The 12921-nt window shown below is 66.7% G+C and carries 10 protein-coding genes and 2 tRNA genes; 11 read left to right on the forward strand and 1 reads right to left on the reverse strand.

Annotated features, from left to right (window positions below):
* Positions 1–25: 25 nt before the first annotated feature.
* The 11 genes from upp (at position 26) to KHP16_RS11230 (ending at position 10635) form a co-directional block, all read left to right on the forward strand.
* A complete protein-coding gene (upp, locus tag KHP16_RS11180) occupies positions 26–721 on the forward strand; it encodes a uracil phosphoribosyltransferase (RefSeq protein WP_109583275.1) in 696 nt (231 codons plus the stop codon).
* A 38-nt stretch (positions 722–759) separates the two neighbouring features.
* Positions 760–1416 carry a TetR/AcrR family transcriptional regulator gene (locus KHP16_RS11185; RefSeq protein ID WP_109583274.1) on the forward strand — a complete coding sequence of 219 codons (657 nt, stop codon included), beginning with the start codon at positions 760–762 and terminating at the stop codon, positions 1414–1416.
* 134 nt (positions 1417–1550) lie between these two features.
* Positions 1551–2516: a BMP family protein gene (locus KHP16_RS11190; RefSeq protein ID WP_375153806.1), complete on the forward strand. Its 966-nt coding sequence runs from the start codon at positions 1551–1553 to the stop codon at positions 2514–2516.
* Between the two features lie 65 nt (positions 2517–2581).
* Positions 2582–4153 (forward strand): ABC transporter ATP-binding protein, encoded by a 1572-nt coding sequence (locus KHP16_RS11195; RefSeq protein WP_211960190.1) that lies wholly within the window; start codon positions 2582–2584, stop codon positions 4151–4153.
* On the forward strand, positions 4143–5246 hold the full coding sequence (locus tag KHP16_RS11200; protein WP_211960191.1) for an ABC transporter permease: 1104 nt from the start codon (positions 4143–4145) through the stop codon (positions 5244–5246). The genes KHP16_RS11195 and KHP16_RS11200 overlap by 11 nt, the downstream gene beginning before the upstream one ends.
* The gene (locus KHP16_RS11205; RefSeq protein ID WP_179593836.1) at positions 5246–6208 is read left to right on the forward strand and encodes an ABC transporter permease; all 963 of its coding nucleotides are present in this window, start codon (positions 5246–5248) and stop codon (positions 6206–6208) included. Before KHP16_RS11200 ends, KHP16_RS11205 begins: the two co-directional genes overlap by 1 nt.
* Positions 6209–6242: 34 nt before the next feature.
* Positions 6243–7523 (forward strand): amidohydrolase family protein, encoded by a 1281-nt coding sequence (locus tag KHP16_RS11210; protein ID WP_109583270.1) that lies wholly within the window; start codon positions 6243–6245, stop codon positions 7521–7523.
* A 93-nt stretch (positions 7524–7616) separates the two neighbouring features.
* Positions 7617–7703: transfer RNA gene (locus KHP16_RS11215), tRNA-Leu, on the forward strand.
* Positions 7704–8018: 315 nt separating this feature from the next.
* On the forward strand, positions 8019–8810 hold the full coding sequence (locus KHP16_RS11220; protein ID WP_211960192.1) for a hypothetical protein: 792 nt from the start codon (positions 8019–8021) through the stop codon (positions 8808–8810).
* A gap of 86 nt (positions 8811–8896) precedes the next feature.
* Positions 8897–8973, forward strand: a tRNA-Arg gene (locus tag KHP16_RS11225).
* Between the two features lie 243 nt (positions 8974–9216).
* Entirely contained in the window at positions 9217–10635 is a 1419-nt protein-coding gene (locus tag KHP16_RS11230) for a DUF1254 domain-containing protein (RefSeq protein ID WP_121491571.1), read from the forward strand.
* A gap of 80 nt (positions 10636–10715) precedes the next feature.
* Here the strand turns inward: KHP16_RS11230 and KHP16_RS11235 are convergent, their stop codons facing one another.
* Positions 10716–12842, reverse strand: coding sequence for a TonB-dependent receptor family protein (locus KHP16_RS11235; RefSeq protein WP_211960193.1), 2127 nt, complete (start codon positions 12840–12842; stop codon positions 10716–10718).
* Positions 12843–12921 lie beyond the last annotated feature (79 nt).

A 12921-nucleotide genomic window follows, 5' to 3' on the forward strand; every position in this document is an offset into this window, starting at 1 on the left:
GCGATTCGACCCTGAGGAGCGCACCATGAACGACCTGTCAGCCGTGCCCACGGCAGTGGAAGCCTTTGCCGAAACGACCGCGAGCGCGTTGTCGCCATCGGTGCTGGTCGTCAATCATCCGCTGGTGCAGCACAAGGTCACGCTGGTCCGCAGCGAAGAGACCACGACGGACAACTTCCGGCGCCTCGTGCGGGAGATCAGCCAGCTGCTGACGTACGAGGCCACGCGCGACCTCGCCATGGAATCGGTGTCCATCCGCACGCCGATTGCGCCGATGCAGTCGCCGATGCTGTCGGGCAAGAAGCTGTGCCTCGTCTCCATCCTGCGCGCGGGCAATGGTTTCCTGGACGGCATGCTGGAACTGTTGCCGGCCGCGCGCGTCGGGCACATCGGTCTCTACCGCGACCCGGAGACGCTCGAGCCCATCGAGTACTACTTCAAGATGCCCGAAGACATCGGAGAGCGGCTCGTGATCGTGGTCGATCCGATGCTCGCCACGGGCAATTCGGCCATCGCGGCGCTCAACCGGCTCAAGGAGGCCGGCGTCACGGCCCTCAAGTACGTCTGCCTGATCGCCTCGCGGCAGGGGCTGCGCGCGCTGCAGGCCGCGCATCCGGACGTGCTGATCGTCACGGCGGCCATCGACGAGACGCTCAACGAGCACGGCTATATCGTGCCGGGGCTCGGCGATGCCGGCGACAGGCTTTATGGGACGAAATGAGCGGGACCAGATGAGCATTTCCCAATGAGCATTACCCGATGAGCAATACCGTGAGCATGCCCGCGGCACCCGACGCGGCGCGCGAGACCGGCGGTCGCATCCGGCAGGAGAACGAAGCCCTGATCATGCGCGCGGCGGAACACGTGTTCGCCCGCGCGGGGTTCGCGGGAGCGACCATGGCGGAGATCGCGCTGCGCGCGGGGGTGCCGAAGTCGAACCTCCACTATTACTTTCGCACCAAGCAGGCGTTGTATCGCGCGGTGCTCGCGCACACGCTGCAGCTGTGGCTCGCCGAGACCGATATCATCACCGCGGATCATGGGCCGCGCATGGCGCTGGAGCAGTACATCCGCGCCAAGATGCGGCTTTCGGAGAGCCATCCGGATGCCTCGCGCGTGTTCGCCAACGAGTTGCTCCACGGCGCGCCGGAGATCGGCGGCGTGCTGCGCGAGGCGTTGCGCGAGCTTGTCGCGCGCAAGGCGGTCGTCATTCAGCAATGGATTGCGAGCGGGCAGATGGCGGCGGTGGACCCGCACCATCTGTTCTTTACAATCTGGGCCGCGACCCAGACCTATGCCGATTTCGAGGCGCAGGTCTGCGCGGTGCTCGGGTTGGCCGAGCTCGATGCGCGCACGTTCGACGATGCGACCGAACATCTGGTCGCGTTGTTGCTGCGTGGGTGCGGCATCGAGTGATATGGCGGGTCAACCGAATCGCGCCATCACAAGTTATCAACGCAGTCCAACGAGAGAAAAAGGGGAAAGAAGTCATGAAGACTGAACGGGTGGAATTCGTGCGCCGACAGCGCCGTCTGGTGATCGCGCTGGCCATGGCCGGCACGGCGGCCGTGGCGATGGGCACCGCGCCTGCCGCGCATGCGCAGGCCAAGGTCAAGGTGGCGGCGGTGTACACGGTACCCGTGGAGCAGCAGTGGGTCTCGCGTATCCACAAGGCGCTCAACGAAGCGAAGGCGCGTGGCGAGATCGATTATGTGTTTTCCGAAAGCGTGTCCAACGCCGACTACGAGCGCGTGCTGCGGCAGTATGCGGAGCAGGGCTCGGCGCTGATCCTCGGCGAATCGTTCGCCGTGGAATCGGCGGCGCGCAAGGTCGCCAAGGACTATCCGAAGACCGCGTTCCTGATGGGCTCGTCGGGCAAGCCGCAGGCGCCGAACTTCTCGGTGTTCGACAACTACATTCAGGAGCCGTCGTACCTGACGGGCATGATCGCGGGCGGCATGACCAAGACCAACCATATCGGCATGGTGGGCGGCTACGCGATTCCCGAGGTCAATCGCCTGATGCATGCCTTCATGGAAGGCGCGCGAGAGGTCAACCCCAAGGTCAAGTTCACGGTGAGCTTTATCGGCTCGTGGTTCGATCCGCCCAAGGCCAAGGAAGCGGCCTTTGCGATGATCGACAAGGGCGCGGACATTCTCTATGCCGAGCGGTTTGGCGTGTCGGATGCGGCCAAGGAGCGCAACAAGCTGGCCATCGGCAACGTGATCAACACGCAGCCGCAATACCCGAACACCGTGGTGGCCTCCGCGCTCTGGAACATGGAGCCGACCGTGGCCGCCGCGCTGGCAAAGGTCAAGGCGGGCCAGTTCAAGAACGAGGACTATGGCCAGTACTCGCTGATGAAGTACAAGGGCGCGGAGCTCGCGCCGCTGGGCACGTTCGAGGGCAAGGTGCCGGCTGACCTGGTGGCCAAGGTCAAGGCCAAGGAGAAGGCGATCCTCGACGGCAAGTTCGCGGTGAAGGTTGTGGAGACGGAACCCAAGTCGACGCCGTAAAATCGCGGGTTGCCTGTTGTTGTCCCTCTCCCCGTGAGAGGGACCCTCCATTTCCTGAATAAACGATGTCGAATTCCCCACCGCCGGTCTTGCGTCTGACCGGTATCACCAAACGCTTCGGCAGTCTGGTCGCCAACGACGATATCTCGCTCGCGCTGCATCGTGGCGAGGTGCTCGCCTTGCTGGGCGAGAATGGCGCCGGCAAGAGTACGCTCGTCAATATCCTGTTCGGCCATTACGTGGCCGATGCCGGGACCGTCGAGATCGATGGGCAGCCGTTGCCTCCGGGTCAGCCGCGCGCCGCGCTGGCGGCGGGGGTCGGCATGGTTCATCAGCACTTCACGCTCGCCGACAATCTGTCGGTGCTGGACAATATCGTGATCGGCACGGAGCCGTTGTGGCGCTGGCGGCAGCAGCGCGGCGCCGCGCGCGCACGCGTTCAGGAGATCGCCACGCGCTTCGGACTCGCCGTGGACCCGGGCGCTCGCGTGGGCGCGCTGTCCGTGGGCGAACGTCAGCGCGTGGAGATCATCAAGGCGCTGTATCGCGGCGCCCGCGTCCTGATTCTTGACGAGCCGACCGCCGTGCTGACGCCGCAGGAGGTGGACAGCCTGTTCGGCACGCTCGCGCAGCTGATCGCGGACGGCCTGTCTGTCGTGTTTATCAGCCACAAGCTCGACGAGGTCATGCGGGTGTCGCATCGCGTGGCGGTGCTGCGCGGTGGCAAGCTGGTGTCCACGGGCGCCACCGCCGATACCAGCAAGGCCGAGCTCGCCGAGCGCATGGTGGGCCGCCGCGTGGAGATGCCCGTGCGCGACACCAGCCGCGCGATCGGCGAACCCGTGGCGATGCTCGACCGCGTCAGCGTGGCGGCCGGCGATGGCCATGGCCCGCTCACCGATGTATCGCTGACCCTGCATGCGGGGGAAATCGTCGGCATCGCCGGCGTGTCCGGCAACGGGCAGGTGGCGCTGGCCGAACTGATGAGCGGCATCGCGACACCCTCCCGCGGCAGCGTGACGATCGGCGGCCAGCCGCTGGCCGCCGTGCCGCGGAAATGGATCGCGGCCGGCGTGGCACGGATCCCGGAAGATCGCCACGCGCAAGGCACGGTCGGCGATCTCTCGCTGTGGGAGAACGCGATTGCCGAGCAGCTTGGCAACCCGTCTTTCGTGCGCGGCGGCGTGATTCGCCGCGGCGCCGCGCGCGCATTCACGCGCGATCTCATCAGCCGCTTCGACGTACGCGGTGGCGGCGCGGAAGTGGCCGCGCGCAACCTCTCCGGCGGCAACATGCAAAAACTGATTCTCGGCCGCGCACTGTCGGTGCGCGGCGAACAGGCGCCGCGCCTGGTGGTGGCAAGCCAGCCCACGTGGGGCCTCGACATCGGGGCGGTCGCCTACGTGCGGCGCCAGTTGCTGGAAGCGGCGGCGCAGGGCGCGGCGGTCCTGCTGATCTCCGAAGACCTCGACGAACTCCGCGCGCTGGCGGATCGCGTGGCGGTTATCCACAGCGGCCACCTGACCGATGCGTGCCCGACGGAAAGCTGGACGCTGGCGTCGCTCGGCCTCGCCATGGCGGGCGAGGGGCAAGGCCAACGGGCCACCGACCGCATGGAGGCCATTCATGCGGCTTGAGGCTCGGACTTCCGTATCGCGGCTCGCGCTGTTTGGCGCGCCGTTTGGCGCCATTGTCGTGACGCTGGCCGTTTGCGCGCTGCTGGTCGCGTGGGCCGGAGCGCCCGTGGGACGCGCCTATCTGCTGCTGCTCGAAGGCGGCTTCGGCTCGCGCTTCGCGTGGTCGGAGACACTGACGCGCGCCACGCCGCTCATGCTGACGGGTCTCGCCGTCGCGGTGGCGTTTCGCACGCGCCTGTTCAACATCGGTGCCGAAGGGCAGCTCTATCTGGGCGCGCTGGCGGCCGTGGCGATCGGCGGGCAGGTCGACGGCGGCATGCCCGCCTGGGTGGCTTCGCTGCCGGAGACCGCGCAGGTCTGGGTGCTGTTCGCCGCGATGGTGGTGGCGGGGATGATCGCCGGGGCGCTGCTGCTGCTGGTCCCCGCCATGCTCAAGCTGCGGCTCGGCGTGGACGAGGTGGTGACCACGCTGTTGCTCAACTTCATCGTGCTGCTGCTGGTGTCCATGATGCTCGACGGCCCGATGAAGGATCCGCTCGCGATGGGCTGGCCGCAATCGGTGGCGCTGGTGCCGGAGCTCGAGCTGTCGCGCCTGATGGAGCGGTCGCGCGTTCATAGCGGCCTGATCGGCGCGGTCCTGCTGGCCGTGGTGGTTTGGGCGATCAACCGCTTCACGGTGTTTGGCCTGCAGATGCGCGCCGTGGGCGCCAACGCGCGCGCGGCCGCCTTCGCCGGCATGCCCGTCGCGCGCGTGACCGTGCTGGCGGCGCTGCTGTCCGGCGCGCTCGCGGGCCTCGCGGGCGTGGTCGAGGTGGCCGGCCGCACGGGCTATCTGACGCTCGATATCTCGCCGGGCTATGGCTACGCGGGCGTGGTCATCGCCATGCTGGCCGGCCTGCATCCGCTTGGCGTGGTGGCCGCCGCGATCTTCGTGGCCGGCATCCTCGTGGGTGCGGACGGCATGAGCCGCGCGGTGAACGTGCCGAACACCATCGCCGACGTGATCGTCGCGGTGGCCCTCATCTCCATGCTGGTGGCGACGATGCTCGCGCGTTACCGGATTCGCTTCGATCGTATCGGGAGGGCCGACTGATGGAACTGCTCGATATCCTCTCCGGCGCCCCGTTCTGGGTGGCCGTGCTGCGCGTGGGCACACCGCTGATCTTTGGCACGCTCGGCGTGCTGCTGTGCGAGCGCGCGGGCGTCCTGAACCTCGGCATCGAGGGCATCATGGTGGCCGGCGCGTTCTCGGGCTGGCTGGCGGTGTACCACGGCGCGCCGCTCTGGGGCGGCGTGGCGGTGGCCGCGGGCGTGGGGCTGCTGTTCGGCCTTCTGCATGGCGTGCTCACCGTGTCGCTTGCCTTGTCGCAGCACGTGGCGGGGCTTGGCGTAACGATGCTGGCCACGAGCCTGTCCTACTACGCGTATCGCCTGGGCTTCGCGTCGGTCTCGACGCCGCCGACGATCACGCCGTTCGCGCCGATGACGTGGCTCGCGGACATTCCGGTCATCGGCCCCGTGCTCGGCCCTATCCTCGGCGCGGAGACCTCGCTCACGCTGGTGGCATTGCTGCTCGCGCCGGTGCTCGCATGGCTGCTCTATCGCACGCCGCTCGGGCTCGCCGTCCGCATGGTAGGCGAGAATCCCGCCGCGGCCGAAGGGCAGGGCATTCGTGTCGGCGCCATGCGCATCGGCGCGATCATGGCCGGTTCGGCGCTGATGGCGGTGGGCGGCGCGTTTCTGACGACGTCGGCCTTCAACGCGTTCTTCTTCAACATGGTCAACGGCCGCGGCTGGATCTGCGTGGCACTCGTGGTGTTCGCGTCGTGGCGGCCGGGCCGCGCGCTGCTGGGTGCGCTGCTGTTTGCCGCGTTCGACGCGCTGCAGCTGCGCCTGCAGCAGGGCGGCGCGAGCCTGCCCGGGCTGCCCGCGTTGCCCTATCAGTTCTACCTGATGCTGCCATACCTGCTGTCGATCCTCGCGCTGGTGCTGGTCGCGCGGCGCGCGGCGTATCCGCAGGCGCTGATGAAGCCGTATCGCAAGGGCGAACGCTGAGTCCATCAAACATTATTCGATTCCCCCACACATCATGTTCGATCTGATCCTGCGTCATTGCACGCTGCCCGACGGCCGCAAGGACGTCGATATCGCCATCCAGGACGGCAAGATCGCCGCCGTGGAACCGCGCCTTGCCGCGCAGGCCGCCGACGAGATCGATGCAGCCGGCCAGCTGGTCACGCCGCCGTTCGTCGATGCGCATTTCCATATGGACTCGACGCTCTCGTTCGGTCTGCCGCGCGTGAACCAGTCCGGCACGCTGCTCGAGGGCATCGCGCTCTGGGGCGAGCTCAAGCCGATGCTCACGCAGGAGGCGCTCGTGGAGCGCGCGCTGGCCTATTGCGACTGGGCGGTGGCCAAGGGCCTGCTGGCCATCCGCTCGCACGTCGATGTCTGCGACCCGCGGTTGCTGGCCGTCGAGGCGCTGCTGCACGTGCGCGAGCGCGTGAAACCGTACCTCGACCTGCAACTGGTGGCGTTTCCGCAGGACGGGGTGCTGCGTGCACCGGGCGCGCTCGACAATCTCCGCCGCGCGCTCGACATGGGCGTGGATGTGGTGGGCGGCATTCCGCATTTCGAGCGCACGATGGCGGACGGGGCGGCGTCCGTCGCGCTGCTGTGCGAGGAGGCGGCCGCGCGTGGGCTGCGTGTGGACATGCATTGCGATGAAAGCGACGATCCCTTGTCGCGCCATATCGAGACGCTTGCCAGCGAGACGGTGCGGCTCGGTTTGCAGGGACGCGTCACGGGTTCGCACCTGACGTCGATGCATTCGATGGACAACTACTACGTGTCCAAGCTGCTGCCGCTGATGCGCGAGGCCGGCGTCGCGGCGATCGCGAATCCGCTCATCAACATCACGCTGCAGGGGCGCCACGATACCTATCCCAAGCGGCGCGGCATGACGCGCGTGCCCGAATTGCTCGCGGCTGGCGTGCCGGTAGCGTTCGGCCACGACTGCGTGATGGATCCCTGGTATAGCCTTGGCACGGGCGACATGCTCGAGGTCGCGCACATGGGGCTGCATGTGGGACAGATGACGGGGCAGGACGCGATGCGCGCGTGCTTCACCGCGGTAACGGAAACCCCCGCGCGCATTCTCGGTCTCGAGGGCTATGGCATCGCACCGGGCTGCCGCGCGGATCTGGTGCTGCTGCAGGCGGGGGATCCGGTGGAAGCGCTGCGCTTGCGCGCGACGCGCTTGCTCGTGATGCGCGCCGGCAAGATCGTGGCACGGACGCCGGCGGCGACGGCGACCCTCGATTTGCCGGGGCGTCCTGCCGATGTCGACTTCCGCTTGCGGCGCGGCTGAAGATTTTTCGCGAGGGGTGTTGACAGGGCGCTGTCAGGTCAGCATAATTGCGTTCTTCGCTTCGCAGACAACGCAACAAGTCAGCGCGACGAAGCCCAGATGGCGGAATTGGTAGACGCACTAGGTTCAGGTCCTAGCGGTGGCAACACTGTGGAGGTTCGAGTCCTCTTCTGGGCACCAATTTGAAAGCCCTGCTCTTCGAGCAGGGCTTTTTCATTCCTACGCCCAGAAAGGGAAGTCCTGAGGACTTCCCGCGAGGACTCGAAAAGGCAGCGCTTGCAAGCGCTGCCCGGGGTCGCGCACGGGTGACCGAGTCCTCTTCTGGGCACCAATTTGAAAGCCCTGCTCTTCGAGCAGGGCTTTTTCATTCCTACGCCCAGAAAGGGAAGTCCTCGCTCCCCTGCGCGGCACCCCACATTCGCGGCATATTGCGGTTCGATCGCTGGCCTATGCTCAAAGCGATCGGGCACGGTAACGCCCGGCGAGGTGGTTGCCATGACCATGCTGCCGCATGCGAGAGAGAGGGGCGCCGGGCACTGTCCCGGCGGGGCGCGCTGTGTTGCCGCGGATATCCGCCTCCGATATTTCCTGCATGGTTGCTGCCTGCTCGCGCTGATGCTGAGCGCGCTGTCGCATGCCGAGTACGCGGAATCGCTGTACACCGCCGCGGCCGACGTGCCGGCCGAGCCCGCACCCGTATCCGCACCGGCACCCGCACCCGACCCCGTACCCATAGCCGAGGTCATGACGCTGGCCTCGTTCGGCCCGCCGCCGTTATCGCATCACGCGATCGAGGTCGACTACGCGACCCCGACTTCGTCCCGCCGCGCGTCGATCCACCTCGACGATGTCACCACCGCGACGGGCTTCGCGGACAGCCGCATCCGTGCCCTGGCGCTCGCGCTCGATGCCGAGCTGCCACGCACGAGCGGCGTCACGATCCAGCCGCGGCTCGAGGTGGCGCACCGGTCATCGCAGGGCGTGATGCCCTCGTTCATGGACCCGCAGTCGGAAGTCAGCGCGACGGGGCTCGCGGTGCGGCTCTATGGGTCGCGGCCCACGCGGGTGTCGGGCGTCTATCCGTTCGTCGAGGCGGACTGGTGGCAGGACAATCGCGCGAAGGTCATCAATATCAATGGCACGCGCATCGATACCGATCTGCTGCGCGGGCTGTTCTCGTTCAATGTCGGCGCGCATGGCAACACGGTCACGGGCCTCAAGGTGTGGTTCAAGGCGAAGGCGGGAAGCCGCCCGAGCGCGACCATCGGCGCGCGATATCGATGGTGAGGCGATGATGAAGCGATGGCGAGTGAAATTGTTGCGCGCAAGGGCTTGCGCAAATTCGAAACTGCGATACAATTGCGCCCTCGCGTGCGGCTGTAGCTCAGTTGGATAGAGTACTTGGCTACGAACCAAGGGGTCGTGGGTTCGAATCCTGCCAGCCGCGCCACCTATGTAGAAAGCGAAAGCCCGGAGCCTGCTCCGGGCTTTTGTTATTTCCGCCTCCGATTTTTTCCCGTGGGATTCAGCCGCCACAGGTATGTTCGTTTCCCCATAAATCGGTCGTTCGGGTCATTGACACTGACTGGACCGGAAGACATCATTCGTCGGGAATACAGATGCGCCTCCGAGGCGACACGGCCGCTGCGCCGCAGGTTTCCGGAAGGCCGCCCGAGTTAAGGGAAACGGGGTCATGAATCCTTCGATACGCCAGCTGGCGAGCGCGGTCGCGCTCGTCGTCCTCCTCTCCGCATGCTCGACCACGCCGGCACCGGCGCCCGTCGACGCCGCCGTCGTGCAGCCGCCCTCCGATCAGGCCATGAAGTCGCTGTCGTCGGAGGTCTTCACGTTTGGCTATCCGCTCGTGCTGATGGATGTCACGCGCGAGATCATGACGGTCAAGACACCGATCAATACGTTCAGCCATCGCCGCACGTTCTTCGATGGCGCGTTCACCGATGTCGTCACGCCCAATGCCGACACGCTGTACTCGACGGCGTGGCTCGATCTGTCGCGCGAGCCCATCGTGCTGTCGTTACCGGACACCGCCGGCCGCTTCTATCTGATGCCGATGCTCGACGCATGGACCAATGTCATTGCGTCGCCGGGCAAGCGCACGACGGGCACGCGCCGTGGCGCGTTCGCGATCGTCGGGCCGGAGTGGAAGGGCACATTGCCCAAGGGTGTGAAGGAGATTCGTTCGCCGACATCGATGGTATGGATCGTCGGGCGGACGCAGGTCAACGGCCGGCAGGATCTGGGTGCCGTGCATCGTTTGCAGGACCAGTATCGTCTGGTGCCGTTGTCTGTGTGGCAGAAGGGTGGCCGTGTCGCGCCCGCTCCCGCGGCGCCGCGCGCCACGATGATCGATACCGAGTCGTCGCCTGCGGAGCAGGTGGCGGCGATGGATGCGCAGGTGTTTTTCAGCCGCCTGGCGGCGCTGCTGCCCGCGAATCCGCCGGCTGCCGCGGATGCGCCGATGGTCGAGAAAATGACGCGCATGGGCATCGTGCCGGGCGAGCCGTTCAAGACCACGGTGCTGGAACCCTCCACCGCGCGGGCGGTGCAGGAGGGGGCGACGGCGGCGCTGACGGGGATCGCGGCGCAGGTCAAGAAGGCCGAGGCAGGGGATACCGGCTGGCGCGTGTGGCACGAGCCTGGCGGCTACGGCACCAACTACCTCGCGCGCGCCACGCTGGCGATGATGGGGCCCGATGTGAATCTTCCCGAAGACGCGGTCTACCCGACGGCGCGGGCGGATGCGACGGGGCGGCCGTTCGATGGCGGCAGCCGGTATGTGCTCCACTTCGACAAGAGCCAGCTGCCGCCGGTGAAGGCGTTCTGGTCCTTGTCGCTCTACAACAGCCAGCAGGTGTTCGTGAGCAATCCGATCAACCGCTATTCGATCGGCAGCCGGGACCGCCTGCGCTATAACCGCGATGGGTCGCTGGACATCTACATCCAGTACGACCGGCCGTCGGACGCCGGGCAGCAGGCCAACTGGCTGCCGGCGCCGCCGGACGCGTTCAACCTGATGCTCCGCGCGTATTGGCCGGATCAGGCGTTGGTGGATGGGGACTGGATGCCGCCGGCAGTGCAGCGAGTGAATTGAGCGCGGAAGAGGGGGGGCTTCGCCCCCCTTTGGGTCAACGGGGGCCCTCTCCCCCGGCCCGGGCCCCGTCCTGCACGTCCTCAGAACTTGTACTTCACGCCCGCGTACACCGCCCGGCCGTTGCCGGGATAGAACAGCGCGGTGTTCGTCGCCGTGCGCAGATCGGCCACCGTGCTCACGTCGCTGATATAGCGACGGTTCGACAGATTGCGCGCATCCACGAACAGCGTCACCCCGCGCGCGCGGCCCTCGAGTTCGTAGCTGGCCTGGACGCCGAACAGCACGTAAGCGGGCACCTGCTGCGTGTTCGCGTAGTCGATGTACGACCCGCTTGGTACCCAGTCGATCGTTCCCGCGATCCGGAGCCGCTGATGCCGGCTGTACGCCAGCGTCGTGCGCAGAACGTGCCGCGGCACGCCGGCGATGCGGTTGTTGCCATAGACCGGATCGTTATCGAACCGGAAGTCGCTGAAGTTCCACAGTTGCGAGACCGTGAACTTGTCGCCCTTGCCGACGATGTCGTGCCACACGTCCGCGCTCGCACCGAGTTCCACGCCCTGCAGCACCGTCTTGTTGGCATTGAACGTCGACGCCGGCACGTCCGGACTCACCGTGTACTGCAGCAGCTGATCGCGCACGAGCGAGCGATACAGCGTCACGTCCCAGCCGAACCGGTCCGTCTGCCCCCGCGATCCCGCCTCCACCGTCCAGCCGCGCTGCTGCGCAAGCGGCACGAAACGGTTCGTGGTGCCGATGGTCTGGTTCAGGTCCGAGAAGTCGGGCACATCCGCACTGCGCGTGATATCGACGAACGCCTGCACATTCTTCACGGGTTCCCACAGCACGCCGAACTTCGGATTCACGCCGCTATACGTCGTGGCGGCCGACTTCGCCGTCGGGCTCGCCGGCAGGCCGCCGAAGTCCGTGTAATCGCGCCGGCTCCGGTACGCCTTGGCGCCGGCCATCAACGCGACGGTGGGCACCACATACAGACGGTCCTCGAGGTAGGCCTCGTAGTTGTAGGCATCCTGCCGCGAGTTGAGCGTCTGCGCGCCGCGGTCGCCGCTCACGTTGACGTACTGCCGCGCATCGTTGGTGCCGCCAAAGAACCGCGCCCCGGCGATGATCCGGTTGCGCAAGCCGCCGACGTGGAAGTCTCCGGTGTAGCGCGGCGCAAAGCCGTACGTCCACGAGTCCTGGTCGATGACCTGGAAGATCGGGTGATACAGGCTCTTGTGCACCACCCACGTGGAGACATCGAACTGCCCGTTGTCGAGCTTGACGGTCGTGACATTGGCAAGCCGTTCGGTGCGCGTATTGCGCGCCTGATCGCCAGCCAGCGCACTGGCCGATGCCATACGCGGATTGTGCAGCGCCTGATCGAGCGTCAGCGATCCGGGCAGCAACTGATCGACGATATACGCGCCGAAATAGAAGCGCGTCTCCACGGCGGGACTGAAGCGATAACCGAAGTTCGCGTTGAGCTGCTCGTATTGCCCGCGCTCGTGGCTGCGATAGCCCTCCGAGTGATTGACGGTCAGGTTGGCCAGAAAGTCGAACGCGCCGATCTGGCGCGAAACCTGTGCGCTGGCGCGGGCAGTGCCGAAGCTGCCGCCGTCCACACGCACCATGTTCGGCGCATCGGCAGTCAATGCGGTCGGCGTGGTGAAGTTGATCGCGCCGCCAAGCGTCGTGCTGCCATAGGCGAGGCCATTGCCGCCCTTGTAGATCTCCGCCGCGGCAAGGCCGAGCGGATCGATCTGGTAGTAGTCGCCGCTGCCGTCCGCGAAATTGGTCGGCACGCCGTCCTGCAGCAGGTCGAGCCCGCGTGCATGAAAGCCGCGGGCGATGCCCGAGCCGCGGATCGACAGCCGTAGTTCCTGGCCATAGCGTTCCTCGACGTACACGCCGGGCGCATCCTTCAGGACGTCGCGCAGGTTGCTCGCGTAGGTGTCGCTGTACGACGCGGCATCGACAAAGCCGACCGATCCTGCCGACTGGAACAGGGACTCGCGCTGGCGCGCGATACCCGGCGCGGTCAGCGAGCCGACGCCGTTGGCCGTGGCCGTCACGGCCGGCAGGACATGGACGTCGGCAGGCGATGCGGACGATACGGGTGATGGCGGGGTGGTTTGCGCGGCGGCGATTCCCGTCAGCGCGGCGGCTGGCAGCACCGACAGGCGGCGCCAGGCTCTCTCTCGTTTCATTGACTTCCTTGCGGCCGGACGACGTGCGCGGGCGGCGTGCCGTCGTCCTGATTCTTATGGGCTCGTCCGCAAGGATAGA

The sequence above is a fragment of the Cupriavidus plantarum genome (assembly GCF_905397285.1).
In the GTDB taxonomy this organism is placed as follows: Bacteria; Pseudomonadota; Gammaproteobacteria; order Burkholderiales; family Burkholderiaceae; genus Cupriavidus; species Cupriavidus plantarum.

Bases quoted from the DNA above. Each gene is read 5' to 3' on its own strand.
- upp (WP_109583275.1), top strand. From the start codon at position 26: ATGAACGACCTGTCAGCCGTGCCCACGGCAGTGGAAGCCTTTGCCGAA.
- KHP16_RS11185 (WP_109583274.1), top strand. From the start codon at position 760: ATGAGCAATACCGTGAGCATGCCCGCGGCACCCGACGCGGCGCGCGAG.
- KHP16_RS11190 (WP_375153806.1), top strand. From the start codon at position 1,551: ATGGCCGGCACGGCGGCCGTGGCGATGGGCACCGCGCCTGCCGCGCAT.
- KHP16_RS11195 (WP_211960190.1), top strand. From the start codon at position 2,582: ATGTCGAATTCCCCACCGCCGGTCTTGCGTCTGACCGGTATCACCAAA.
- KHP16_RS11200 (WP_211960191.1), top strand. From the start codon at position 4,143: ATGCGGCTTGAGGCTCGGACTTCCGTATCGCGGCTCGCGCTGTTTGGC.
- KHP16_RS11205 (WP_179593836.1), top strand. From the start codon at position 5,246: ATGGAACTGCTCGATATCCTCTCCGGCGCCCCGTTCTGGGTGGCCGTG.
- KHP16_RS11210 (WP_109583270.1), top strand. From the start codon at position 6,243: ATGTTCGATCTGATCCTGCGTCATTGCACGCTGCCCGACGGCCGCAAG.
- KHP16_RS11220 (WP_211960192.1), top strand. From the start codon at position 8,019: ATGACCATGCTGCCGCATGCGAGAGAGAGGGGCGCCGGGCACTGTCCC.
- KHP16_RS11230 (WP_121491571.1), top strand. From the start codon at position 9,217: ATGAATCCTTCGATACGCCAGCTGGCGAGCGCGGTCGCGCTCGTCGTC.
- KHP16_RS11235 (WP_211960193.1), bottom strand. From the start codon at position 12,842: ATGAAACGAGAGAGAGCCTGGCGCCGCCTGTCGGTGCTGCCAGCCGCC.